The sequence below is a fragment of the Microbulbifer sp. THAF38 genome (assembly GCF_009363535.1).
Taxonomy (GTDB): domain Bacteria; phylum Pseudomonadota; class Gammaproteobacteria; order Pseudomonadales; family Cellvibrionaceae; genus Microbulbifer.
On the sequence record NZ_CP045369.1, the window covers coordinates 632501 to 657245 of the forward strand.

At 50.3% G+C, this 24745-nt stretch carries 31 protein-coding genes and 2 rRNA genes (1 of these 33 only partly in view); 15 read left to right on the forward strand and 18 right to left on the reverse strand.

Annotation, left to right across the window (positions count from 1 at the left end):
- The 3 genes from FIU95_RS02775 to FIU95_RS21065 all read left to right on the forward strand — a co-directional run.
- Window positions 1–1948: ribosomal RNA gene (locus FIU95_RS02775) — 23S ribosomal RNA — on the forward strand; it begins 934 nt to the left of the window's first position.
- A 204-nt stretch (window positions 1949–2152) separates the two neighbouring features.
- Window positions 2153–2268: ribosomal RNA gene (rrf, locus tag FIU95_RS02780) — 5S ribosomal RNA — on the forward strand.
- 23 nt (window positions 2269–2291) lie between these two features.
- Window positions 2292–2468: a hypothetical protein gene (locus tag FIU95_RS21065; RefSeq protein ID WP_172975303.1), complete on the forward strand. Its 177-nt coding sequence runs from the start codon at window positions 2292–2294 to the stop codon at window positions 2466–2468.
- A gap of 617 nt (window positions 2469–3085) precedes the next feature.
- Here the strand turns inward: FIU95_RS21065 and FIU95_RS02785 are convergent.
- The 18 genes from FIU95_RS02785 to FIU95_RS02875 form a co-directional block, all read right to left on the reverse strand.
- Window positions 3086–4498, reverse strand: a complete 1413-nt coding sequence (locus tag FIU95_RS02785; protein WP_152451272.1) for a M20/M25/M40 family metallo-hydrolase — start codon at window positions 4496–4498, stop codon at window positions 3086–3088.
- Window positions 4499–4527: 29 nt separating this feature from the next.
- Window positions 4528–4878: a hypothetical protein gene (locus tag FIU95_RS02790; protein WP_152451274.1), complete on the reverse strand. Its 351-nt coding sequence runs from the start codon at window positions 4876–4878 to the stop codon at window positions 4528–4530.
- A 4-nt stretch (window positions 4879–4882) separates the two neighbouring features.
- Window positions 4883–5650: a TSUP family transporter gene (locus FIU95_RS02795; protein ID WP_152451276.1), complete on the reverse strand. Its 768-nt coding sequence runs from the start codon at window positions 5648–5650 to the stop codon at window positions 4883–4885.
- Window positions 5637–6266, reverse strand: coding sequence for a 1-acyl-sn-glycerol-3-phosphate acyltransferase (locus FIU95_RS02800; protein WP_152451278.1), 630 nt, complete (start codon window positions 6264–6266; stop codon window positions 5637–5639). Before FIU95_RS02800 ends, FIU95_RS02795 begins: the two co-directional genes overlap by 14 nt.
- A gap of 70 nt (window positions 6267–6336) precedes the next feature.
- A complete protein-coding gene (locus FIU95_RS02805; RefSeq protein ID WP_152451280.1) occupies window positions 6337–7917 on the reverse strand; it encodes a peptide chain release factor 3 in 1581 nt (526 codons plus the stop codon).
- Between the two features lie 302 nt (window positions 7918–8219).
- Entirely contained in the window at window positions 8220–8417 is a 198-nt protein-coding gene (locus FIU95_RS02810; RefSeq protein WP_152451282.1) for an AlpA family transcriptional regulator, read from the reverse strand.
- Window positions 8418–8456: 39 nt separating this feature from the next.
- Entirely contained in the window at window positions 8457–9371 is a 915-nt protein-coding gene (locus FIU95_RS02815; protein WP_152451284.1) for a hypothetical protein, read from the reverse strand.
- A complete protein-coding gene (locus tag FIU95_RS02820; protein WP_152451286.1) occupies window positions 9368–9814 on the reverse strand; it encodes a hypothetical protein in 447 nt (148 codons plus the stop codon). Before FIU95_RS02820 ends, FIU95_RS02815 begins: the two co-directional genes overlap by 4 nt.
- A gap of 67 nt (window positions 9815–9881) precedes the next feature.
- The gene (locus FIU95_RS02825; RefSeq protein WP_152451288.1) at window positions 9882–10151 is read right to left on the reverse strand and encodes a hypothetical protein; all 270 of its coding nucleotides are present in this window, start codon (window positions 10149–10151) and stop codon (window positions 9882–9884) included.
- 66 nt (window positions 10152–10217) lie between these two features.
- Complete coding sequence (locus tag FIU95_RS02830; protein ID WP_216646295.1) at window positions 10218–11045, reverse strand: DUF2303 family protein; 828 nt, start codon at window positions 11043–11045, stop codon at window positions 10218–10220.
- 60 nt (window positions 11046–11105) lie between these two features.
- Window positions 11106–11459, reverse strand: a complete 354-nt coding sequence (locus FIU95_RS02835) for a hypothetical protein (RefSeq protein WP_152451290.1) — start codon at window positions 11457–11459, stop codon at window positions 11106–11108.
- Between the two features lie 90 nt (window positions 11460–11549).
- Window positions 11550–11837, reverse strand: coding sequence for a phage antirepressor KilAC domain-containing protein (locus tag FIU95_RS02840; RefSeq protein ID WP_152451292.1), 288 nt, complete (start codon window positions 11835–11837; stop codon window positions 11550–11552).
- A complete protein-coding gene (locus tag FIU95_RS02845) occupies window positions 11834–11992 on the reverse strand; it encodes a hypothetical protein (RefSeq protein WP_152451294.1) in 159 nt (52 codons plus the stop codon). Before FIU95_RS02845 ends, FIU95_RS02840 begins: the two co-directional genes overlap by 4 nt.
- Window positions 11992–12300, reverse strand: coding sequence for a DUF6378 domain-containing protein (locus FIU95_RS02850; RefSeq protein WP_152451296.1), 309 nt, complete (start codon window positions 12298–12300; stop codon window positions 11992–11994). The genes FIU95_RS02845 and FIU95_RS02850 overlap by 1 nt, the downstream gene beginning before the upstream one ends.
- Window positions 12297–12599: a hypothetical protein gene (locus tag FIU95_RS02855; RefSeq protein WP_152451298.1), complete on the reverse strand. Its 303-nt coding sequence runs from the start codon at window positions 12597–12599 to the stop codon at window positions 12297–12299. The genes FIU95_RS02850 and FIU95_RS02855 overlap by 4 nt, the downstream gene beginning before the upstream one ends.
- The gene (locus FIU95_RS02860; RefSeq protein ID WP_152451300.1) at window positions 12596–12781 is read right to left on the reverse strand and encodes a hypothetical protein; all 186 of its coding nucleotides are present in this window, start codon (window positions 12779–12781) and stop codon (window positions 12596–12598) included. Before FIU95_RS02860 ends, FIU95_RS02855 begins: the two co-directional genes overlap by 4 nt.
- Window positions 12778–13119: a response regulator transcription factor gene (locus tag FIU95_RS02865; RefSeq protein ID WP_152451302.1), complete on the reverse strand. Its 342-nt coding sequence runs from the start codon at window positions 13117–13119 to the stop codon at window positions 12778–12780. The genes FIU95_RS02860 and FIU95_RS02865 overlap by 4 nt, the downstream gene beginning before the upstream one ends.
- Before the next feature lie 790 nt (window positions 13120–13909).
- On the reverse strand, window positions 13910–14773 hold the full coding sequence (locus tag FIU95_RS02875; RefSeq protein WP_172975304.1) for a S24 family peptidase: 864 nt from the start codon (window positions 14771–14773) through the stop codon (window positions 13910–13912).
- 107 nt (window positions 14774–14880) lie between these two features.
- On the opposite strand from FIU95_RS02875, the gene FIU95_RS02880 reads away from it, so the two are divergent.
- From FIU95_RS02880 to FIU95_RS02935, 12 genes are all read left to right on the forward strand, one after another.
- Window positions 14881–15150, forward strand: coding sequence for a YdaS family helix-turn-helix protein (locus FIU95_RS02880; protein WP_152451306.1), 270 nt, complete (start codon window positions 14881–14883; stop codon window positions 15148–15150).
- A gap of 272 nt (window positions 15151–15422) precedes the next feature.
- The gene (locus FIU95_RS02885; RefSeq protein WP_216646296.1) at window positions 15423–16463 is read left to right on the forward strand and encodes a PriCT-2 domain-containing protein; all 1041 of its coding nucleotides are present in this window, start codon (window positions 15423–15425) and stop codon (window positions 16461–16463) included.
- Complete coding sequence (locus FIU95_RS02890) at window positions 16460–18208, forward strand: primase-helicase family protein (protein ID WP_152451308.1); 1749 nt, start codon at window positions 16460–16462, stop codon at window positions 18206–18208. Before FIU95_RS02885 ends, FIU95_RS02890 begins: the two co-directional genes overlap by 4 nt.
- A gap of 340 nt (window positions 18209–18548) precedes the next feature.
- Window positions 18549–19007, forward strand: coding sequence for a hypothetical protein (locus FIU95_RS02895; RefSeq protein ID WP_152451310.1), 459 nt, complete (start codon window positions 18549–18551; stop codon window positions 19005–19007).
- 207 nt (window positions 19008–19214) lie between these two features.
- The gene (locus FIU95_RS02900; RefSeq protein ID WP_152451312.1) at window positions 19215–19610 is read left to right on the forward strand and encodes a DUF5675 family protein; all 396 of its coding nucleotides are present in this window, start codon (window positions 19215–19217) and stop codon (window positions 19608–19610) included.
- Window positions 19610–19966 carry a hypothetical protein gene (locus tag FIU95_RS02905; protein ID WP_152451313.1) on the forward strand — a complete coding sequence of 119 codons (357 nt, stop codon included), beginning with the start codon at window positions 19610–19612 and terminating at the stop codon, window positions 19964–19966. Before FIU95_RS02900 ends, FIU95_RS02905 begins: the two co-directional genes overlap by 1 nt.
- Window positions 19963–20181, forward strand: coding sequence for a holin (locus tag FIU95_RS02910; protein WP_253868816.1), 219 nt, complete (start codon window positions 19963–19965; stop codon window positions 20179–20181). Before FIU95_RS02905 ends, FIU95_RS02910 begins: the two co-directional genes overlap by 4 nt.
- 8 nt (window positions 20182–20189) lie before the next feature.
- Window positions 20190–20567 (forward strand): HNH endonuclease, encoded by a 378-nt coding sequence (locus FIU95_RS21655; RefSeq protein WP_371416959.1) that lies wholly within the window; start codon window positions 20190–20192, stop codon window positions 20565–20567.
- A 91-nt stretch (window positions 20568–20658) separates the two neighbouring features.
- Window positions 20659–21102 (forward strand): phage terminase small subunit P27 family, encoded by a 444-nt coding sequence (locus tag FIU95_RS02920; protein WP_152451317.1) that lies wholly within the window; start codon window positions 20659–20661, stop codon window positions 21100–21102.
- Window positions 21103–21105: 3 nt separating this feature from the next.
- Window positions 21106–22857, forward strand: coding sequence for a terminase large subunit (locus tag FIU95_RS02925; RefSeq protein ID WP_152451319.1), 1752 nt, complete (start codon window positions 21106–21108; stop codon window positions 22855–22857).
- Window positions 22857–24095, forward strand: a complete 1239-nt coding sequence (locus tag FIU95_RS02930; RefSeq protein WP_152451321.1) for a phage portal protein — start codon at window positions 22857–22859, stop codon at window positions 24093–24095. Before FIU95_RS02925 ends, FIU95_RS02930 begins: the two co-directional genes overlap by 1 nt.
- Complete coding sequence (locus tag FIU95_RS02935; protein ID WP_152451323.1) at window positions 24076–24744, forward strand: HK97 family phage prohead protease; 669 nt, start codon at window positions 24076–24078, stop codon at window positions 24742–24744. Before FIU95_RS02930 ends, FIU95_RS02935 begins: the two co-directional genes overlap by 20 nt.
- The last annotated feature ends 1 nt before the right edge of the window (window position 24745 follow it).

Below are 24745 nucleotides of genomic sequence, written 5' to 3' on the forward strand. Positions count from 1 at the left end.
GGGTGCTAACGTCCGTCGTGGAAAGGGAAACAACCCAGACCGCCAGCTAAGGTCCCAAATACCAGTTAAGTGGGAAACGATGTGGGAAGGCCCAGACAGCTAGGAGGTTGGCTTAGAAGCAGCCATCCTTTAAAGAAAGCGTAATAGCTCACTAGTCGAGTCGGCCTGCGCGGAAGATATACCGGGGCTAAAACTGGTAACCGAAGCTGCGGATGCTCTTAGGAGCATGGTAGAGGAGCGTTGTGTAAGCCGTTGAAGGTGGATCGGGAGGTCTGCTGGAGGTATCACAAGTGCGAATGCTGACATGAGTAACGACAAGGGAGGTGAAAAACCTCCCCGCCGGAAGACCAAGGGTTCCTGTCCAACGCTAATCGGGACAGGGTTAGTCGACCCCTAAGGCGAGGGCGAAAGCCGTAGTCGATGGGAAACAGGTTAATATTCCTGTACTCGCTATTACTGCGACGGAGTGACGGAGAAGGCTAGGCCAGCATGGCGATTGGTTGTCCATGTTTAAGGTTGTAGGCTGGGGACTTAGGCAAATCCGGGTCCCTAAGGCTGAGAACTGATGACGAAGCCCACTTAGTGGGTGAAGTGGTTGATGCCCTGCTTCCAGGAAAAACTTCTAAGCTTCAGGTAATAGTGAATCGTACTCTAAACCGACACAGGTGGTCAGGTAGAGAATACCAAGGCGCTTGAGAGAACTCTGGTGAAGGAACTAGGCAAAATGGTACCGTAACTTCGGGAGAAGGTACGCCGGTTTTGGTGATGGGACTTGCTCCCTAAGCTGAGGCCGGTCGAAGTGACCAGGTGGCTGCGACTGTTTATTAAAAACATAGCACTGTGCAAACTCGTAAGAGGACGTATACGGTGTGACGCCTGCCCGGTGCCGGAAGGTTAATTGATGGGGTTAGCTTCGGCGAAGCTCTTGATCGAAGCCCCGGTAAACGGCGGCCGTAACTATAACGGTCCTAAGGTAGCGAAATTCCTTGTCGGGTAAGTTCCGACCTGCACGAATGGCGTAACGATGGCCACGCTGTCTCCACCAGAGACTCAGTGAAATTGAAATCGCTGTTAAGATGCAGTGTACCCGCGGCTAGACGGAAAGACCCCGTGAACCTTTACTACAGCTTTGCACTGAACTTTGAGCCTACTTGTGTAGGATAGGTGGGAGGCTTTGAAGCAGTAACGCTAGTTACTGTGGAGCCGTCCTTGAAATACCACCCTGGTATGTTTGAGGTTCTAACTCTGGTCCGTTATCCGGATCGAGGACAGTGTATGGTGGGTAGTTTGACTGGGGCGGTCTCCTCCCAAAGAGTAACGGAGGAGTACGAAGGTGCACTCAGCATGGTCGGAAATCATGCAATGAGCATAATGGTATAAGTGCGCTTGACTGCGAGTCAGACATGACGAGCAGGTACGAAAGTAGGTCATAGTGATCCGGTGGTTCTGTATGGAAGGGCCATCGCTCAACGGATAAAAGGTACTCCGGGGATAACAGGCTGATACCGCCCAAGAGTTCACATCGACGGCGGTGTTTGGCACCTCGATGTCGGCTCATCACATCCTGGGGCTGAAGCCGGTCCCAAGGGTATGGCTGTTCGCCATTTAAAGTGGTACGCGAGCTGGGTTTAGAACGTCGTGAGACAGTTCGGTCCCTATCTGCCGTGGGCGTTGGAGATTTGAGAAGAGTTGCTCCTAGTACGAGAGGACCGGAGTGAACGAACCTCTGGTGTTCCGGTTGTCACGCCAGTGGCATTGCCGGGTAGCTATGTTCGGACGGGATAACCGCTGAAAGCATCTAAGCGGGAAGCCTCCTTCAAGATAAGATCTCCCTGACTCCTTGAGAGTCCTAAAGGGCCGTGGAAGACTACCACGTTGATAGGCTGGGTGTGGAAGCGCTGTGAGGCGTTGAGCTAACCAGTACTAATTGCCCGTGCGGCTTGACCATACAACAGAGATGGTTACTAACGACTAGCTAAGCTAGCGGATTGTGAGCAAGAGACATACAATCGCTTGCGGTGTATTACTACAGATTTTTTCACCGACCTTATTTGGGTTGACTGTTAACTGAGAAAAACTCAGTGGCAAACGGACAGTCAAACGGCAGCGCAGGGCAAACGCCCATAAGACCAAGCCAACCCAAGCCAGTTTGCCTGACGACAATAGAGTTGTGGAACCACCTGATCCCTTGCCGAACTCAGAAGTGAAACGCAACATCGCCGATGGTAGTGTGGGGTCTCCCCATGTGAGAGTAGGTCATCGTCAGGCTTCTAATCCGAAAGGGCCACCCAATGGGTGGCCCTTTTTTTATGTGCGAAAAAAATTTAATGAAAATAATAAAAACAGAAAATAAAAAAGAGCTGGAAGAAAAATGTGCTCTGGAGAAAAATAAAAACTCCGTTCAAACCCCAGTCAAATTTTTACTCGCAACACTTCTACTGAAAAATCCTACTCGATTAAAATCCTAATAAACTAGAAAACTTCCTCAAACCACTGGAAGATTTCTAACTCTTTAAATAAAGTACTTTCTTGATGAATTTCGCAAACATAATAAAAATAAGCAATGCAGAAAAACACGCTGCTTTATTTAATCCGCAGCTCGCCTATCCCCAAAAAATCCTTCGAAATTAAAAATTAATTTCCAGTACAGAAAGTCATTGCGCTGAAAAATTGACACAACAATACCAATAAAAAATTCGGTGATTTTTTGCACGTTTTGGTGAGCCTGAGCAACCACGGGCCCTGGCGCGGATATACCGCAGTTATGCACAAGTCTATCCAGACTTTCTGTTAGTAAAGCCAGCCTGTGGAAAGTGGATAAATGGCTGGTGCTTTTTTACCCGTTGAAAAGGTCCCCACGGAAACAGGGGCCTGAGCGTGGATATCCCGGAGTTATACACAGCTCTGTCCATGGAATCTGTTAGTAACAGCCTGTTAATAGAATTGTCATTATTGGGAAATAGAGATGGGCTGTTAGTTTGTGAATAACTTAGAAGTGGTACAAACATGGCAAAACAGTAAAGGGAATTAAGATATAAAAAAGCCCCACGTAGTGGGGCATTTTCTTCTGCTTCGCGGAGCTAGTTTATTTTTCCGCCTTTACTGGCACTCGCCCGAAGTTGCCTTCCATTTCGGTAGCCAGAAAGGACATCACTACCCAGGCTGCAACATTTTGGCGCAGGTTTTCAGGCTTTACCTTATCCAGAGTATCGTTAGGGGTATGGTGATAATCGAAGTAATCGGTGCCATCCTGGTATAGGCCGAAAGCGGGAACCCCTTCAGCTACAAATACACTGCTGTCTGGTCCGCCATAGGACTGGTTATTGCCGCGTTCAATACCAAGGGGCGCCAATAGTTGCATCATTTGATCGGCAATATCGAACTTGTTCTCCGGCAAACGCGTATCAAAACGCCAGATCTTACCAGCGCCAAAATCAGACTCAGAGATGGCAATAATGTTATCCAGCTCGTGGCGGTGTGCATCTAGGTACTGCTTGGCACCGACCAGGCCTATTTCTTCTGCGCCAAAGAGGACTACGCGCAGCGTGCGGCGCGGACGCACTGGGAGTTCTGCAATCAGACGAGCGGTTTCCATTACAATGGCGACACCGGCGCCATCATCCAGCGCGCCTGTGCCTTCGTCCCAAGAGTCCAAGTGTGCGCCAATAATCATGACCTCTTCAGGGTTCTCGCGACCGGTGATCTCACCGATTACATTAAATGAGGGGCCATTACTGTGACGCTGGTTGTCTATATCGAGCTTCACTTCCACGGGTTTGCCACGACTCAACATGGCCTCTAAGAGATTCGCATCTGGGGCGGACAGCGCCAGTGCGGGTACCGGGTTTTCGATATTGTCGATGGACATCATGCCGGTGTGAGCAAAGCGGTCAGAGTCAGTGCCCACGGAACGTAATAGTAGCGCTGCGGCGCCTTTCTCTGCAGCTGCGCGCATACCTTTACTGCGACCTTGCACAGCGGGGCCGTAGCCCTCTCCCGTACGCGCTTTTGCCATACGCTTATTGATAAAGGCAATTTTTCCCTTCACCTGTTTGGGTGAAGCCTCCAGCAAACTCTCTACATCGGGAAATTCGACGATCTCTGCAGTGAGGCCACCTTCGGGAGTTGCTACGCTGTAGCCCAAGGAAGAAACCACCAGCGGTTGTGGATAGGGGGAGACTACCTGGGCGTGCGCATGTCCTCGTGTCCAGCGGGGGACTTCGATTTGCTCTGTATAGACTCTGTCGAATCCCAGGGATTTCATTTTTTCCTGGGCCCAGGCCACTGCGCGCTCATCACCTTCGGTACCCGCGCGACGGGGTCCCACTTCCACAGTCAATGACTCAACGATGCTATAGGCATTGGAGGAAGCCAGGGCGCGATCGCGCAGCACTTCGGCCACAGACAGGTCTTCCTGAGCCAGTGGCTTTGCTTGGGCGATACCGATCGCTGCGGTTGCAATAAGACCCCCAGTGAGGGACAGCAATGGTTTAAACATACGTTTATCCTTGATTAACACTCGTTGACTCAAGATTTTGATTCTTTGTTAGGTGTATTGATCAGCAGCTTACTGCGAATCTGGCGCAGCTGTTCCAGCCCCTTCTCGGTGAACAAATAGGGCGGGCTATCGCTGGACTCGTGCTCTTCTATTTCCAGGCACATGAGGCGCATCTTTTCCAGTTCTGGATCGTGGCGCATTGGAATTGCTACCAAAGCACGCCACTCACTTTCACTGGCTTGGCCGGTAATGGCATCCTCGAGGCCCTTGATAAAACTAGCTCTGTCCATGCGAAAGCGCGGGGTGCGCAGGTGCATCAAAGTCCAGATGACAATCACAAAGGCACAGAAGGACAGCAGCAAGGTAAGGAATAGGGTCACTTTTCTACGGCTCCAGTAGCAATTTTATCGCGATGGCCAGGGTAACGAAAATAATCACAGGCTTAATTAATCTGGCCCCATGAGCGATAACCAGGTTTGATCCGAGCCTTGCACCGATAATCTGGGCGGCAGCCATTGTGATGCCCAGTATCAGGGAAAAGTGGCCGCCCAGCATAAATATCGCTAGTGACGTGATGTTGGTGGCTAATACTAGCGGTTTGGTCGATGCAGTGGCTTTACGCATGTTGAAACCGAGTAGCCCGGCGAATGCCAGGGCATAGAATGCCCCCATACCGGGACCAAAAAAACCCCCATAAAAACCAATTCCACCACCGATTAGTAGGTTAAAGGGCCCTGAGCCCATTCTCGGCTGGGAGTCGATATCGGAAATTCGCGGTGAAAAAGAGAAATAGAGGGCGATGGCAATAATTAGTATCGGTAGGAGTGTTTCCAGTGTTTCAACTCCGAGTTTGGTGACTGCCCAGGTACCTAGGCAAGAGCCGATCACTGCAGCCACCAAGCCGGGCCACAGAGGCCTGAGTTGTAAGTGCCCTTTTTGGAAGTAGTTAAAACTGGATGAGAGAGTACCGAAGACGGCCTGGAATTTATTGGTGCCTAGGGCATCCAGCGGCGGGAGGCCAGCCCATAAAAGTGCGGGCAGGGTAATCAGGCCGCCGCCACCGGAGATGGCGTTGATAAAGCCCGCGGCGAAAGCCACCGCGGTGAGTATCAGAAGTGTGGTGAATGTTAAATCGTTACTAAGTTCTATCACGGGAGGATTCACTGCCCTCCGAGGTATCGGTTTCCATATTGTGGTGGAAACCCTGGTATTTACTGAAGCGGTGCTGGATTTCTCTCATATCTTCGTCCAGATTCCCGGTGGGCCAATAGAGCGAATCCAAACAAAAACGTTTGCGAGAAAAGTCCCAGGCGATTAGTAAAATAGGTACTTCTGCGGCGTAGGCGATTCGCAGGAAGCCGCTCTTCCACTTGGTGACTTTCTTTCGAGTGCCTTCCGGGGTGATGCCCACCCACATTTTTTCATTTTTCCGATACTGTGTGGCAACCTGCTTGGCGATCCCCCCGGCGGAACCACGGTTGGTGGGCACGCCACCGAGCCACATAAAGAGCCCTTTAAATGGAAAGAAAAAGGCTTCTCTTTTCATCAGCCAGGAAATTTTCACGCGATAAGCCATGATAAAAGGCATGGCCACGATAAAATCCCAATTGGACGTGTGCGGAGCCAGAGCCACCATTACCTTTTTTTCAGCTGGAAAAGTGCCCTCCAGTTTCCAGCCCATCAAGCGTATTATGATCTTGCCAATAGCGGCGGTGATGCTATTGCCGAGACGGGGGATTTCTACAGGTAAATCAATTTGCTGACTCATTATCGGTATCTCAATCTACAGCTCATGCGTTCCGGGAGGAAATACTTCCTCCACGAATAATGCCGGTAAATTAGTGTTCGCGAGTTGCATAGAAGCGAATATCTGGATAACGCTCTTCAGCCAACTGCAAGTTGACCCGGGTGGGCGCCAGGTAGGTTAGGTGTCCGCTGCCATCTATAGCGAGGTTGGTGCTCGCTTTGCGTTTAAAGTTTTCCAATTCTTTGACGCTTTCGCTTTCCACCCAGCGGGCGGTATTCACATTGACATTTTCGTAAATGGCTTCCACCTTATATTCGTCCTTGAGGCGGTAGGCGACCACTTCAAACTGCAGAACACCCACGGCACCAACAATAATGTCGTTGTTGTCCAGTGGGAAAAATACTTGAGTGGAGCCCTCCTCAGAAAGCTGCTGCAAGCCTTTTTGCAGTTGCTTTAATTTCAGTGGGTCTTTTAGGCGAATACGGCGGAATAACTCGGGGGCAAAATTGGGGATGCCGGTAAATTTTAGGGGCTCGCCTTCGGTAAATGTGTCGCCGATCTGGATAGTGCCATGGTTGTGCAGGCCGATAATATCGCCGGCAATAGCCTCTTCCACATGGGTCCGGTCGCCAGCCATAAATGTCACCGCGTCGGCAATTTTTACATCTTTACCGATGCGCACATGCTTCATTTTCATACCGCGGGTATAAGTGCCGGAACAAACGCGCATGAAGGCGATACGGTCGCGGTGCTTGGGGTCCATGTTGGCCTGGATCTTAAACACAAATCCGGAGAATTTTTCTTCGTTCGGTTCTACCTGGCGCTCCTGGGTAGCGCGAGACTGCGGACCTGGCGCCCACTCGACAAATCCATCGAGCATTTCACGCACACCGAAATTTCCGAGGGCGGTGCCGAAAAACACTGGAGTGAGTTCACCAGCCAGATAAGCTTCCAGGTTGAACTCGTGGGTAGCGCCGCGCACCAGTTCAATTTCCTCGCGGATGTCCTCAGCGTATTCACCGAGTAGCTCATCGGCTTCGGCAGAGTCGAGCCCTTTGATCTGAATATCTTCGGGAATGGTGTGACCCTGGCCTGGGGTGAATACATGGATGGTATCGGTGTAGAGGTTATAAACCCCTTTAAAGCTTTTGCCAGAACTGAGAGGCCAGTTGATCGGTGCGGCCTGGATATTCAGGACTTCCTCAATTTCATCCATCACTTCGATGGGGTCGCGAATATCCCGATCCAGTTTGTTGATGAACGAGAGAATCGGTGTGGTGCGCAGTCGGCACACATTCATCAGTTTGATGGTGCGGTCTTCGACACCTTTAGCACCGTCGATCACCATCAATGCCGAGTCCACTGCGGTAAGTACCCGGTAGGTGTCTTCGGAGAAGTCCTCGTGTCCAGGTGTGTCGAGTAGGTTAACAGTGCGCTCTTTGTAGGGAAACTGCATGACCGAAGAAGTAACCGAGATACCTCTCTCCTGCTCCATGGTCATCCAGTCGGAGCGCGCGTGGGGACCTTTTTTACCCTTTACCGAACCCGCCAGCTGAATGGCATTTCCGAATAAAAGTAGCTTTTCGGTCACGGTTGTTTTACCGGCGTCCGGGTGGGAAATGATAGCGAAAGTTCTACGTCGTTGATATTGTTGAGAAAAATCTTTATTCACTTAGATTTAACCTTATCTGTGTACGCCCCTGTGTACACATATTGAAATATACCCCAAGGCCGAATCTGAAAGGCCGCATTATAACAAATTGGCCTTTGGTTTTGCTCTCGGGGGCTGACTGATGGATGGTATCCGGTCAGCTTGGTTGATGCTAATAGAGTCGTTTACAGCGATTGCGCAGAAGCTTAGCTGTGTACACAGGGCGATTGAGGCGGGAGTGTTGAGAAAGGCGAAACGCTGTCGTAAGAGGGGGGATTTAGCGAGGCGGAGAGGTGCCCGCCGTCGCTAGGAGGAAAGAGCTGCTAGGCGGCTTTTGGAAGTGAAACTTGAGCCTCCCATTGCTCCACATCATCAATCGCCCAAAGGTTATGGCTGCCAGAGGCTTTGATGCGTGGCTTTGGGAGTGGGTTGGTTTCACGCTCTACCCATCTAAAAATTGTGCGGCTTGAGCAGCGATAGCGTTCGCTTAAGTCTTTGGTTGACCAATATCCTTTAATCATAAGATTTTCCTTTTCTGTTGTTTCTTAATATCTCTGTGTTTAGCGCTGCACCAGGGCAAACCCCTGGCCGTTGCGTGTGAGTGCGCCTGCCTGTTGCAGGGCGTCGAAAACGGGTTTAACGGTTCTGTATCCGCCGGTGATGCTGTTGCTGATGTTGCGCAACACTGGGCGGTTGCCGAATTCACCGGCGCAGATACGTTGGGCCAGTAGCTGTTGTTCTTTGCTCAGGTTGCTGGTGTGTTCTGGCTGTTGTTCAGCTGTTTCGGGCTGTTGAAACGGTTGTGAAACGCGTTTACCAACCGTTGCAGCGGCGTTAAACGCGAGTAACGCGACCAGTCCCACTATGTCGGTGATGATCGCCAGGGCCAGAAAGCCGATATGCTGAAGCCGCGCGGGGTCTGCGTTTAGGGTGTTGGCGAGGCTGTTGAAGGCGCTGTGTGTGTTGGCGGTTTGGCCGATGGTGGATAACTTCTCGATCAGCTGGGTGCGCTCAGTCTCCAATGTGGATAACTGCGCTGCGGTATTAAGGGCGCGCTGGCGGTAGCCGTTGTTGGCATCGATGTTTATCAAGCCGTTTAGGGTGTTTATCTGTTGTTGCAGGCTGTTGAGCTGCTGTTGCAACGCTCGGTATTCCTGGCTGTTGCGGGCGCTGCGTTGTTGCTGCTCTTCGCTGTGGGTGGCGAGGAATCCAACGGTGGCGACAATGCTGATCACTACCAGTAGGGGCCAGAGGCAGAGCAGGGCATAGCCGTTCTTTTGCCCTTGGCTGCACAACCACAGGCCCAGCGGGGCGAAGCTGAATTTGCACAGCTCCAGGGCCACCGCAGTGGCACCGGCCACCAGCTGCCCGCCTAGGTCTGCAGGCATGGATACCCACAGTTGCACGGTAAAGGCCAAGCTGGTGCCGCAAAAGATTAGAGCGGCGATGCCGGTGAGGGATTGCCAGAGCTTCACGCTGCTCTCCCTTTCTCCTGCTTGCGATTAGGCAGAATCTCCGCCTCCCAGCCGTGGTCTTTGTAGTGGTTGGGGTTGGCTTGGTTTTGGATATTGTCCAGCTCTGGGCGCACCAGTTCGGCCAAGTCGTTTAGGCGGACTCCGCGTGATTCGAACTCGGTGGAGTCGGTATAGAATTCGCCCTTTGGGGTTTTGCACTCAACAAAAACCGTTACCAGCCAGTGGTGTTGCCAATTGAGGATTTCGTGCTGCAGCTTGGCGCGGGCTATATCGCCAACGGCGCCACCTTGGCGTCGATGGCTGATGTCGAGAATGGGGTCGCCATAGGTATCCAGGCCGGTGCTGCTGCGGGCGGTGAGGACCAAACCGGGCAGCCAGCGGTTTACCAGGCGGGCGTGTTGTGCCTGCTTGCTCATGGGTTTGCGGGGTTTACGCTTGGCCATTCTCTATTCCTCAATATCCTCTACCCACTTAGCCCGCACTGGGCGGGCTTAGGTCAGTATTTAATTTTCAGCAGGCCTGATGCTGGGCGGTTTCGAATAACCCTGCAGGGCAAGTCTTATCTTTCCGTTCTTTCAACTTTCCATCCACGACGCTGTAAATCTTTGCGGTGTCTGTTTTCTTGTCGAATATCTGAACCCAGCTGGTGAAAATATCGTTTTTGGCAACTTGTGTTGCCACTTCAAAGGCTTCTTTTTCTGTGTGGTATGACTGCTTAAAATCTATTACGCCACCCATCTCAAGGTTGTAGGCGCCGTAAAATAGGGCGTATGGTTTCATTGGATCTTGGTCCTGTATTAGGGCCCAGTACCTGCGGCCCGGTTGGATATTGTGGGCAGCCCTAAACTACGCGGCGAAATCGCCGATATAAGTTTTCATTTGGGACTGAACCAGCACTGAGCTGAGAGATTGTTGTAGTTCTCGGCCCATGGCTTCCTGTATGGCCTCTAGGCGTTTGATGCGGGCGGTAAGGCGTGGAGCGTCGCCACCAGTGAGGATGGAGAGACGCAGGTCAAAGCTGCGTGATTCAAGGCCGTTGTAAGGGACGCACTCGAATTTGAATCCTGCCGGTAAACCCTCATCACTGCGGGCTTCGATATTTTCCAAGGCGCTGCGGCTAGATTTAAAGTCTTCAACGGAGTGATCCTCTTTGCGTGAGGATTCGATAGTGAGGCGACGCACTGCGGCAATCGCTTTGCTGGTGTTGATCGCCTCACCATCGGCGGTATAGCAAAGAATGTTGTCGGCGTAATCCTCCATAAACTCCGCCATATTTTTTTGCGAGCTTCTATCGCCATTAAGTTGTAACAATGCCTTGAATTCAGCGGTTTTAATTAGGCGCAATTTTGCAGAAAAGTCGGCGTGGCCGGGTTCTTGGGTGGTTCCCAAGTTGAAAATGGTTTGCGCGGTCATGCTTTCGGGGTCAACAAAACACTTGGCACTCTCATTACCAAAGTCCATGCAATATTGCTCGAAATCTTCGAGCGATGTAGTTTCCATTTTCCCGCGATAGCGTGTGCGGCCCTGCTGATATTTTTCCAGATTTAGAATCTGGAAATCTTTTGGAGCTGCCATTGCTGGAGTGGAAAGCTTGGCCTGATCGATTACCTTTGCCAATTCGGCGGTGGTCTGTGATTCCTTGATTTCCTTTACTGCACTTTGATCCATGGTCATTGGTAAATCCTTGTTTCTTTTTTAGGTTTAAATTGGGGTTTAAGAAAAGGGTTTTAAGGCTTAGCCGTTGCTTTTAAGTTTGGCAACGTTGCCGTTACTCTCTTGTTCAAACAGTGGTGGCTGCTTTTCGGGGTAGAAACTCAGGGCGCCTTTGGTGCCGACGTACATTGGGGTAGAAGTGGCGTCGTCTTGGATAATGGAGCCGCGCATGGTCGGCTTTTTGAATTTCAAGGTGTGCTCAATCTGAACCTGATCACTGTTTTGTATTTTGGATAATTTTAGATTGATACTTACCTCACCCTTTTTTTCGTGATCGGTTACGGCGCCGGCAACATCGCTGAGGATGTGGGCTAGTTTTTCTATAAATACTCCGCCGTCCAAATCGGCAAATACCTGGGTTACGTTTGTGCTCATGGGATGCTCCAAGTTTTTTTTAAAATTGGGCCCCGTACCGGCAGCCCTAACGGTTACAGCTGACTGATGCGCCTGGGCGCGGTTAAATTTTTAGCTGGCTTTAGGTGCCGTATTTTGTTCAACGATGTCACGTATCCAGGCCATGCCTTTAGTGGTAACTAGTGCGGTGATGTGCTGCACTTTTACCGGTCCTACGAGATATGCGCCTTCCTTTTGCTTTAAGAGTTTTTGCTCTAGGGCCCACTTTGTGGGTGAATTGCGCATGGGTTCACGGCTATACAAAAAGCCATTGTCACGGAGAAGTTTCAGCAGGTTATTCCTGCCCATTCCCAGCATTCGGGCGGCCTGGGTGACGGTATAGGGTTTTGTCTGGTTCACGCTGCCTCCTGATTTTCTTGTTGTGGGGCTTGACCCTGGATGGTTTCGGAGAGAGTGGCGATTTGTTCGCGCATACTCTCAATTTGAATTTCTTGCAGCTTTACCTTGTTCAGTAGTTCTACGTACAGATCTAAGATTCGGCTGAACTCATTCATTAAATTGCCCTGGCTTTTGCGGCGGCTTCGCCGGCTAGGCCGAAATAGGCTGCGCCGTCTTCATAATCGTCTGCCACAAATAGGCCGCTGCTTGCGCGGGCCTGTTTGAGCAGCACCATAAACATCCAGCCTTCTTCCTCGGTTAGGTGGTGTTCGTAAAGCGCGTTAAAAGCATTTACGGTTTTGGTCATAGAACGCTCGCCGTTTTCACTATCGCGTTGTTCGGCGCGGTCGCGCATGTGATGTACGCCTTTTTCCAGAAAAGCGTGGGCTCTGTAATCCGGTGGGGAAAATTCTTTGTCGTTCACGCTGCTTCCTTCCTCTGTATTTCCAGGTGATTCCATTCGCGGTAGAGGGCATTCAGTTTTTTATCGCCGTCTGCAATAACGTTTTGCGGTTCTCTGCCGTGGTAGCGCAGATTCATCACGTTGAGGGCGTGTTGGTAGTTGTCGCCGTCGAGTAATGAGAGTTCCGCGACAGGGAGCGAGAAATCGTTGCTATTCCAGGCGGATAGCAAAACCAATGCGGCAACTTTGCTGGCACCGGAATTTCCGTTGGCAACCTTGAGTAAGGTTTCGACACTGTGAGTCGAGTTTGGAGTATTCATGCGGCATCACCTCCAAATGGGGGCCAGTTATTGTTTTGTGTTGGCCGTGCAAAAGTGGGTTTTGGCTGCACTAAGCGAATGTTCGCTTTGTGGTCGGTGTTGGCGATATCGATGCGGCGTTTCAGCTGGTCGATATGGTTTTTACTCATGGCCGTTGGATGTACAAACACGGTGGCGGTCATACGATTCCCTCCCGGTTGTTGCGGATGCGAATGGTTCGAACTGTGGGGCGGCGCTGGAAGCGGGTGCGCAATTGGTCTTGTGCATCGGCACCGATGCCGCTGAGTACGCAGGCAAGCAGGACGAATTGAATCAATCCGTGTTTTACCGCTTTGGCCACTGCGTCTGTGCTGTTGCGGGCATGGAGTTTGTAAAAGCACTCGGCCAGCAGGTTGCTTACATTCGTTACTGAGCACTGCATGGCCTGGGCTGTCTCTCGATTGGAGAGTCCACGAGCACGATGGGTTAGCGCTTCGGCCTGGCGTGGGGCCAGTGGTCTGAGGTGCTTGGCGGTGTCCATTTGAGTGCCCTGTCCTTGATATATGCGGAGATAATAAGTTTAGTTATTTTAACAAGTCAATAACTATAGTTATATTTTTTTGGGGGGAGTTGTGAGCAGGTTAGGTTTTGGTATGCTCGGGACGGTCAGAAAGAGGATTTAGAAGACTGGTGCGTTATGGATGATGTCGCGGTGTTTCTTGTTTCCAAGTGGCAAATCATTGCCTTGATATGGTGTGTATGCCTGCTGATGTGTACGCATATCGGGATGCAGAGGGGTTTCCCGGTACTCGGATTTCTTAACGGGTTAGTGCTCGGGCCCCTAGGGTTGCTTAATGTTTTAACCACTAGTGATCAGTCGGTTAAAGTGTGTCCACACTGTGCTGAAAATATTAAGAAAACAGCTTCAGTCTGTCGTTTCTGCAATAGGTCAGTAGGGTCTAAGTGAATAGCCTTCTTGGAGGTGTGCCCATTGTTTTGCTTGGGTTTCCTGTCAATGAGCTGGACTATCAAAAGCCATGGTGCTCATCGCAAGATGGCGTTATCGAGTTTGTATTGCCAGATCGAACCAGAGTTGACTGCTTAACGGCTACTCATGCAGTTGAATTTGATTTTGCCCCTAAATGGGCAGAGTCTATTGGCCAGGCACTTTACTATGCTGGCCAGACTAGGCGCCGGGCTGGAGTAGTGTTAATTCTGCGGGATTCCGGGGATGTACGTTACTTGAGGCGGCTACGTTCTGCCGTTGCTTCGGCAGGGTTGGCTTTAGATATTTGGACTTTGGGTCCAGCAAAGGACCCAGTAAATTCTAATTAGCCAGGGCTAAAAGAGCCTAAAATCACGCCACAAATGGACACATCCTTACCTGTAATCTCCATAGCCGGATAGCTAGGATTGATTGGCCTAAGAAAAATCCTGCCCATATCCTCGGCATAGGTTTTGAATGTCACTTCGCCGTCCAACTTGGCGATTACGCGGCAACCATTTGTTACGGCCACATCGGGGTCAACGTAGATAATAGTGCCCTCTGGGTAAGACTTCTGACCTGGATAAGGGTTGGTCATACTGTCGCCTTTTACACGTAGAGCGTAGGTGCGGTCTGAGTGGTTAACAGGGCAGGGCATCCAATCTTCTGCATCACCCGGCTCGAATAGATCGACCGATTCGCAAAACTCTCCTGCTTGAACCCAGCTTATTAGCGGTACCCTGCCCTGTATTCGGGGGCCAGAGGTCACATTGCTGTCGAAGGTGAACTTTTCCTCTGTGGCATCGTAATCCAGTGATCCCACCGGTATCTCTAGCCCTTTCTCAATTGCCCTAGCAAGCCTGCTGCTGATCGTTCGTTTCTCTACGAAGATCGAGTGTAATCGGCTTTCTAGCCCTGGCAGCTTTTCTTGTAAACCTTCCAGGCCATGCTTTTCTAGCATTGGCTCTAAATTTTTGCGGCGTATTTCTTCCATGGAGGGAGCGCGCATAACCCCTTTGCCGGTAGCTAACCAGATAGGGTTGACGCCGAGATAAAGAGCAATCTCAGTCGTGTAGCGGGTGCCATAAGCCTTACCTCGTTCAAGGTTGGAGTATGCGGGTTGTGAAATGCCCACGGCATCAACGACCTGCTTTTGTGTTTTGCCTGCAGCTTTTCGGGCCTCTATGAGCCTATCTTTCAGGTCTGTCACTTGCGATTTCCAAATGGTAGTTGGGGCAAATGTTATAAGTTGACTCATATAATTAATAATAACTTTGATTATTGACAGCTTGATAACTGTTCTTATATTCTGCTGGCATGAACAGATCAGACAAGGTCGAAGAGGCCGTCAAAAAGCTGATTAAGCACTTTGGAGGGCAGCAAGCTACTGCTGTAGCTCTGGGAGTCAGTCAGCCCGCCATCAGTTACTTGCTGAATGGAAAACAAGCTGCATCAGCTGTATTAGCTCTGCGCGCGGAGCAAGCCGCAGGTGGTCTAGTTCGGGCTGTGGATCTTTGCCCGAAACTGGCTGAGCTTTTTGAAGATGCTGACCAGCAAGGAATTCCAGAATTTCGGGAGGCAAGTTAAGCCCGTGCGGGTTTGTCGGTGAAGCCAAAATAACGATCATTTTCAAATCCCCATTTTATTGTCCTGTCATTCTGCGGTGAGAGAAGGTTGGGATTAATTCATTGCGGTATATGGGGTTTTGTACAGGATTCTATCAAATACCCACAGGATGGGCCGGTGCGGGACCTGAGCCGGCTCGCTTAGAAGACGGCGGGAAAGACCGCTGACAGCCGGGAAAGACCGGCTTTCATGTCTCTGCGCCTTGGGCGCTTCTGTTTTAGGGGGAATTCTCAATGTACGAACAGTGCACTATGGATGATGTGCGCCGTGCGCTCACGTTTGTTCTCGATTATGCCGTGCGTGATACCTGGGTTGAAATAGGTATGGCGATTAAGGCGGAGTTTGGCGATTCGGCCTTTGATATCTGGGATGAATGGAGCCAGCAGGCTGATAATTATTGTCCGCGCTCAGCAAAAAGCACCTGGAAAAGTTTTAAACGGTCTGCCGGTGGTGTTGGTATCGGCTCTTTATTCGCTAAGGCGAAAGAGGGTGGTTACAAGTTTGAAAGCCGGGAATTAACACCAGGGGAAAAGGCGGCCTGGGCTAAGGAGAAAGCAGCGAGGGAAAAGCAGCGGGCCGAGGAAGTCCGCAGGGAGGAAGCTGAGATTGCAGCCTGGCATGAAGTTGTAAGACAGCAGGCACAGGGAATCTGGTCGGAACTAAAACCGACAGGACGTAGTAAATACTTGGGGAGTAAAAAAATCGGTTCTCACGGTGTTCGATTTTTCCGCTCCGCGTTGTTGCTGATTGAACGGAAAGGTCACTTAGAGCGGGTTGAAGGGCAGGAAAAAATATCTAGGTTCTTTGCTCTGCCAAAAGAGGGGCGCCCGAAGTTCCATTATTTCAAAAGTGGCTATTTTGCGATTCCGATGACTGACATTGATGGTGTGATCTGGAATTTACAAATTATCACACCAACCGGTAAGAAATTATTTCTACGCAACGGGAGGAAATCGGGGCTGTATGCTTTGCTGGGGCAGATGGACTCTCGCAAGCCGTTAATATTGGTTGAGGGCTTTTCTACTGGTGCTAGCGCCCATGAAGCCACAAACTGCCCGGTTTTGATCTGCTTCGACTGTGGCAATTTGATGCCGGTAGCCCTGCTAGTCCGCCAACGCTTTCCTGATCAACACTTAGTTTTTGCTGCAGATAATGATTTGCATCTGGAGGTGAATGACGGTGTAGAAAAGGCTAATGCTGCAGCGAGAGCTGTCGGTGGTTCCTCTGTTTGGATTCCCTCTCTGCGGGAAGAAATGGAGGAAGTCGCCGCGTGAGTAAGAGCAAAGTAGAGGGATTTGATTTCAATGATATCCATTGCCGTTACGGTTTAGGGGAAGTGCGGCGGCAGTGGGAAGCTTTTATGGAGAATGTGGTTGTCTTCCCCCGCTCCCCATCGATTGAGGCGCCCGCTTCAATTGTTAATGATTCCTCGGGGCCTGTTGATGCTCCGCCTATTGACGATGTTCCTCCTGAATATTCTGAACCAAATGAGCTTATTGATTCTCCCGTACCCTCTATAACGGCAGAGGCGCGCGAAATTACGCTGGAGGATGCGAAAAAGCGCTTCGCTTTGATTTCTGGCACGACCAAAGTGTGGGATGAGCATCAACACAGGGAATTTAAATCTTCAGCTTTTAAGGCTGAGGTGGGGCCAGAAGTGTTTAAGGCGTTTATGGCTGCCGCGGATAAACGCAAGGTGCTTGAGAGTGATGTGCATAAGTTCCTTTCTGCGCGCCAGGCCGCCAGCAAGGGGGCCGGGGGAGTGGGCGATCTGTTGAAGCGCTTCACCTTGTTGGAGGGTACAGAAGAGGCATGGGATAGTTTGCATTGGGAAAGGATGCCATTAAAGGTGATTAAGCATATTTCGCCTGATGCTTATGATATTTGGTATCGGCACCCAGATCGGAAGATGGTGCCGCATAGGAATGTGGTATTTGATCCTACTCGCAGGGCAGACCCGAAGACGCACATCAATACATTCCAGAAACTGCCTCTGAACCCTGAAAAGAATTGGGAAAAGTGTGCAAACATACGCGCATTATTGAATCATCTTTGCAATGAAGATGAGGCTGTTTGGCGTTGGATGGTTAGCTGGCTTGCATATCCGTTGCAATACGTTGGATCTAAGATGGATACGGCTTTGCTGGTGCACTCTGATGTTCATGGTTCTGGTAAGTCACTGTTCTTTGACGGCGTGATGCGGAAAATCTATGGGGATTACAGCGCTACGTTAGGTCAGCATCAGATAGAAAGTGCCTACACAGACTGGAAGTCTTCGCTTCTGTGGGGCGTGTTCGAGGAGATCTTTTCGCGAGATAAGAAGTATTCCCAAACCGGCAATATCAAGCAGATGATCACCGGTGCCACTACCCGTATTGAGAAAAAATTTGTCTCTGGTTGGGAAGAGGCAAATTACATGAATAGCGTTTTCCTCTCGAATGAGGTCTTACCGTTTCCTGTAGAGCCTATGGATCGCCGTTTCTTGGTGGTGTGGCCTTTAAAGACCTTGCCATTGGATCTGCAGAAAGGTGTAGGCAAAGAGTTAGAAAACGGTGGTGCCGCCGCCTTCTATCAGTTCTTACTGGAGTGGAACCTGAGCGGTTTTGATACTCGCACCAAGCCGCCTATGACTAATGCCAAGGAAAGGTTGATTAGCTTTGGTTTGCCAAGCTGGGAAGTATTTTTTAGGGCTTGGAAGGCGGGAGAGACAGCGGCCCCTTTTCATACTTGCCTGACTGCGGATCTATATTCCGTGTATAGGAAATGGTGCCGTGCGGGTGGGTTTCATCAAATGGATATGAATCGTTTTTCTGAGGCTATGGCTGCAAGAGTGCAGAAGAGAAACAGGGTAGAGTATGATAATCCTGGCGGATTCAATACCAAGCCTAAGAAAGGAGTACAAGGAACCTTTTTCCTGTTACATTCCGTGCCTGCAGGTAAAACTCAAAAGGAGTGGTTGTCTGATTGTGTTAAAGCTTTCCGTGATGAAGTTGGTGCACTTCACGAGGAGGCCGCATGATTCCCGTATACCCCCGTTGGGCTCCCGTACATGATGTTTATACAGTATACGGCTCTGTAGCCCGCGTCATTTCTAGCTTCCTAGCACTTCCCGTATACCTGTATCCCTCTTACGTGCGCGCACGCACGCATGCAATTACTGCGGCAGTATTTATTTTTAATTCGGTATTTATTTTTTCTCTGCGCGTGAGGGGTTTCTGTATTACGGGTATACGGGAGGCGTGAAAACCCTAGTAATTATGCGGCCTGTAGAGCCGTATACCTATTTTGTTTACTGTACGGGATATATACGGATATATACGGGAAGTTAATTTCAGGTATTTTTCCAGAGGAGGGGTGTGATGATTGATCGAGTTGAGAAACGTTTGCTTGATTGGGCAGTTCAGGTGATAGGTGGCATGGCGAGGCAGTATAAGTCGCCGATGGCTGCGATTTTGGAAAGTGGCGTGAAGTCTTCACCTTCTGGCCATTGGACCAATGAGATTCGGGTGAGCCCGGTCACACACCAAGCCCAGAGAATTACAGCCAATATGCGTGCGGGTAGCGGCCAGGGGCAGCGCGGTAAGGGTCCGGTGGTTTTGATTGATGAGGAGCCTATGGAGGTTGAGGGTGCTGTACGCAAGTTGCCAGAGGTTCTTAGGCAGGTAGTGAAAGTGCAGTATTTACGGGAGGGCCTATCTGCTAAGGGTAAAGCAAAGGCAGCGGGTGTTTCAGTTCCTACCTATTATCGCCATCTTGATGCCGCTCATGTTTTATTGGATGTGGAGCTGTTTGGTTCTCAAGGTCCAAGAGTGGCGTAAATATTTTTAAGTTAGGGGTTTACATCCGTGATAATAAATTATTAAATCTAGGCAACCTGCCATAGGTGGGTAAGAAGAAACCCGGCTCCCCCAGCCGGGTTTTTTCGTTTCTGAGGTTTTATTTTCATCTCAATTCATCCTGTACTTGGCGGCGCTCTTGTGGGCGCCGTTTTTTTTTGAATTCTTTAGCTCTGCGAGCGGAACTCCATGAATTGTAATCTGCAACGATTCGCCTATGGGCCTGATGCCACATTGGGGCGGCTGAGAGTGCGCGACAGTGTGTTTTATACGGTAGAGCGCCCGTGGTTGGGGAATCGTCCGTTCGAGAGCTGTATTCCTGAAGGGGTTTATTCCTGTAACCCCTATAACTCACCAAGGTTCTCCAATGTGTGGGAGCTACAGGAAGTCCCTGGTCGTTCAAAAATTTTGATCCATACGGCAAATTATTCTGCGGATGTGCAGGGCTGTATTGGTATTGGTTCTAACCTGGCTCCCGGTGGTTGGTGGGTGACGCAATCCCGCAGGGCAATGCAGCAGCTGCGAGAGCTGTTGCCCCCCGAGTTTGATCTGACAATTACGCACTATGTGCCGGAGTATCCGTGATGGGTATTTGGTCTGGAGTTAAGGGTTTATTTGCTGGCCCAGAGTCTGCGGGCAAAGTGCTGGATGCCACTGTAAATACCGTGGATGCGGTGTGGTTTACCAATGAGGAAAAATCCCGTTGGTATCTCAAATACCTGGAAGCCACGCAACCGCAGAACCGGGCACGACGATTAATTGCCTTTCTGGTCACCTTGGTTTGGTCGCTGCTGGTTTTATTTATTGCAGCGGCCATGGCTTTCAAAGCGCCTTTTGTAGCAGACCTTAAGGGCCTGCTAGTTGATGTGGTTGTGCAGCCTTACAGCATCATCATCGGCTTCTATTTCGTGAAGTCATGGGTGAGTGAGGTTAAGCGGTGAACACTGTAGCTCAAGAGGCAGCGAGGGAAGCCATGGTTCAAAAGATCGCCAGTGCAACCACTACGGTTGCTGCAGGAACAGCGGTAGTCGGTGGATATGCCGCACAAGAGTTATTGGCGGTGGGTGGTTTCTTGATTGCTTTGAGTGGGTTCATTGTGAATTGGTATTACAACCACAAGCGCTTGAAATTGCAGGAAAGACAGCAGGATAAGTAGTAATGCCGATGAAAGCTAAACGGCCATGCCGTAAGTGCAAGCGGGCTCACAGCAATTCAAATGGCTACTGTGATTCCCATCAGGATCTAGTGACCAATTGGGGGGAGTATCAGCGGCGCTTGGGTAGGCAGGCGAATCGCAGGTACAAGAGCAAGGAGTATTTGCGCAACCGTGAGCTGTGCAAGGTGCAGGCTAACGGCTTGTGTGAAAGCTGCACAGCCATGGGTTTAATCACTGAGGGTAATTGCTGTGACCACATTATCCCGAAGTCTCAAGGTGGCACGGATGAATTGCCGAATCTGCAGTGGCTATGCACCCGTTGCCATGCTCGAAAGACAGCGCAGGAAGGTGGCGGCGCTAGGGGGTGGGGTGGGTCCAATCTCTAAAAGGGAAAAGCCCGACACCGCCGCCCTAGACATGTGTTTATTACCGGTAAATTTTTAGGGGGGGGGTATTAAATCCCTGGGGAGTAGCTAAGTGCAAAATGACAATGTGGTTCCATTGAGGCCACCAGAAGAAAAGAAGGATCAAAAGCCTCCAGAGGGTGGAACCCTTTTTCAGGGGATTGCCTGCGAAGCACCACCTTGTCCGGCTTGGTTGAGCAAGGAAGCTAAAAAGCATTACCGCTTCCTTTGTGCGGAGCTTAAGAAGGCCGGACTGATTGCGAAGATCGACCAAGGTGCCTTGGCGATTCTCTGCACCTCTTATGCTCGAATGAAAGAGGCCGAAGAAAAGCTGCAAGAGCGTGGCACCGAATATCAGAAAACCCCTAGCGGTTACATGCAGTTGGCCCCGGAAGCTGTGCAGTGGGAAAGGCATTCAAGCAAATATGAAAAGTTGGCCAAGCAGTTTGGGGTCACAGTTCGTGCGCGACAGAATTTCAAAGTTGATAACCCGGATCAGGGAGAATTGGAGATATAACCTATGCCAGTTTCAAAGCTGGCTGACCCCTCACGAGAATGGCTAGATAGGGCGTACCGATATGCCGAGCAGGTGCGCTCTGGAGATATACCAGCGTGCCGATATGTGCGATTAGCGGTCGATCGCTGGTATCGCGACCTAGAAACGGCTGGCGAGCGCGGGCTGATCTTCGATGAGAATGCAGCCGCAAAAGTTTTTCGATTCACCTACCAGTATTGCAAGCACTATCAAGGCGAGTGGGCTGGAACTCCGATTGTCCTGAGTGATTGGCAATGCTTTATCAATGCCAATGTTTTCGGCTGGCTTAGGAAAGCAGACGGCAGGCGTCGCTTCCGCATGGTCTATGAAGAGATCGCCCGTAAGAATGGCAAGACAACCAAGTTAGCCAGTGTCGGCGGCTATATGGCTGCGGGTGATTCTGAGCCCGGCGCTAAGGTGTATTGCGCTGCAACTAAACGGGATCAAGCAAAAGAGGTTTTCGACTCTATTGGCATGATGGCTGCGCAGGATCGGGTGTTGAGAAAAGCAATGACCACCTTGAGAAATATCATTCGATGCAATACGCGGAACTCACCTAACTCACAGGTGGAACTGCTGGCAGCTGATTACAACAGCATGGATGGCTTCAACGTTCATGCGGGCATTATTGATGAGGTCCACGCTCACCGTGATTCAGGCGTGTGGGATGTACTCGAATCCGGCAGGGGTGCGCGCCGTCAACCTCTTATGTGGGGGATTACCACTGCCGGGAAAAACAAAAATAGTTTCTGCTACGAACTGCGCGGCTATGCCATCAAGGTGCTGGAAGGCACCGTCGAAGATGATGCTTTTTTTGGGATTATTTATACCCTCGACGATGAAGACGACTGGAAAGATCCTTCAGTATGGATAAAAGCAAACCCTAACCTGGGCATCTCAGTATCCCTGGAGGATATGCAGGACCAGTGCCGAAAAGCACAGGAAATGCCCACAGCAAAAATTGAGTTCCAAACTAAGCGCTTAAATATCTGGGTTTATGGTGAATCGACCTGGATGAATATGGAGCGCTGGAACAAGTGCCGAGATGAATCGCTAGACGACGTAGCCTGCTGGACTGAAGGCGAAGAATCCGAGTTTGATGGCATGGCCTGCCATGGCGGATTGGATCTAGCCTCGGTGGAAGACTTAACCGCGCTCACACTTGATTTCAGAGATTCAAATGGAAAGCACACTTTTATATCGCGGGCATATTTGCCGGAAGCGGCTTTCCAAAGTCGAATTGATAAAGGCGGACAGCTTCAGCAGGTCTATCAACGTTTAAAAGACCATGGCTGTCTTGTGATTACACCCGGTGATGCTTGTGATTACAGCTATATCAAGCGAGATATATTGGCCGCGTGTCAGCGCTTTGATGTAAAAGAAATTGCTTTTGACCGCTTTAACAGCTCTCAGCTGGTCAGCGATCTTATTGAAGAAGGCGTTCCCATGGTTCAAGTGGGCCAGGGGACTGGCTCTATTTCCGCCCCAATGAAAGAGCTTTTGCGCCTAGTGCTGACTGACTCAGTTCGTCATAACAATCCGGCGCTGTCCTTCGCAATGTCCAATGTTGTGGCTGTAACCAATGCAGCCGGGGATATCAAATTCGATAAGTCCAAGGTGTCAGAAAAAATAGATCCAGCTGTCGCCGCAATTATGGCGTTAAGTCGGCAAATGGTGCAGGAGCCAGAAACCGACCTGGACGATTTCCTCAACGATCCAATCAATGCGAGCCAGTAATGAGTATATGGAGACGGTTCAGTTTTTGGGGCCGTTCGGCCACAACTCAGCAGGAGGGGCAGCAATCATCTGCTCCAGATACACGGAATGTCGAAAGTGTAAAAACGGTTACAGAAGACACTGCGCTACAAATATCAGCGGTCTGGGCGTGTGTCAGGCTTTTGACGGAAACCCTTGCCAGCATACCGCTGCATATTTATAGGGTGGATGGGGATGGGCGCGAGGAAGACAGCCAGCATAACTTGGCCCGGCTGTTAAAACGCAAGCCCAATGCCAGGATGACCAAGGTTGTCTGGTTTGAAACCATGCAGCTCAACTTGGTTTTACATGGTAATAGCTACGCAGTAATTGATCGGGACTCTAAAGGGCAAGCTATCAGTCTTTGGCCATTGCCAGCTCAACAGGTTGATGTGGAAACACTATCTGATGGCACAGTGGTCTATCACTATTACGAGGGTAATGATGTCGCCGTCTTCGCAGAAGAGAATATTTTGCATGTTCGGTTGTTTGGCAATGGCACTATTGGCCTTTCACCACTTGAATATGCTCGAAACTCAATTGGGCTTGCCACAGGATCAGAAGAATTTAGCAGCAAATTTTTCTGCAACGGCGGCAAGCCGGGTGGTGTCCTGAGTATTGATCAAGTCCTTAAACCTGAACAACGGGAAATGGTGAGGAAGAACTTCAGCGCTCTAACTCAGGGCTCTGAAAACGCCCACCGTCTAATGGTCCTTGAGGCCGGCATGAAGTATCAGCAGGTCCAGCTAAATCCCGAAGATATGCAAATGTTGGAAACACGTCGTTTTCAAATGCGTGATATCGCCCGCTTCTTTGGTGTTCCTTCAATATTGATCAATGACCAAGAAGGGACAACTACTTGGGGAACGGGTGTTGAACAAATAATGCTGGGTTTTTACCAGCTAACGCTGCGGCCTTATTTGTCTCGTTGGGAAGAAGCACTTCGGGAAAGTCTTTTCCCCACCGCTGATCGGCGAAAGTATCAAGTCGAGTTTGCCTTTGAGGGGCTTCTCAGAGCCGATAGCAAAGGCCGTGCGGAATACTCATCACAGATGGTCAATAACGGCCTGATGACTCGAAATGAAGCCAGGAAAAAAGAGAATCTGCGGCCTCTGCCTGGTGGTGACATGCTCACAGCGCAAACAGCCCTATCCCCTTTAGAACAACTTGGCCAGCAATCAAATAACTCTGGAGATTCAGATGGAACGCAAAGCGCTTAGTTTTGATGAGTGTGAAATCAAATTTGCTAACGGCAAGCCAAGTCAGTTCACCGGATACGCCAGTAAATTTGGCAATGTCGATAGCGATGGGGATGTGGTAGTTGCAGGTGCTTTCGATCAGGTGATTAAGAATTCTGCAAAGCCAAAGATGTTCTTCAATCACAATCATTACGCTGTACCGATCGGTAAATATTCGCACCTAGAAACTGACGAAGTCGGTTTGATTGCGCACGGGGAATTTACCAGTGGCATCAGCATGGCAAAGGATGTTCAGGCCGCTATGCAGGACGGCACTGTCGATGGCCTTAGCTGGGGTGGCCTAGTTCACCGCGATGACACCGAATGGCGTGATGACGGCACACGCCTGATTAAGGTCGTCAGCACATTGCCAGAAATTTCAGTGGTCAGTTTCCCCTCAAATGATGAGGCGCGGGTGGATCTGGGGACTTTTAAAAGCGCACTTCATCAGTGCGAAACAATCCGAGATTTTGAGCGCTTTCTGCGGGATGCAGGGAGCTTTTCAAAGAGCTTGGCAGAAGCAACTGCCAAAAGAGCCAAGGTTTTGTTTGCGGGGGAGCCGCAGGGCGAGGCCGGGGTTGATGAAATCAATCAGATGTTAAACCGCATGACAGCAAAACTGGAAGGTTAAA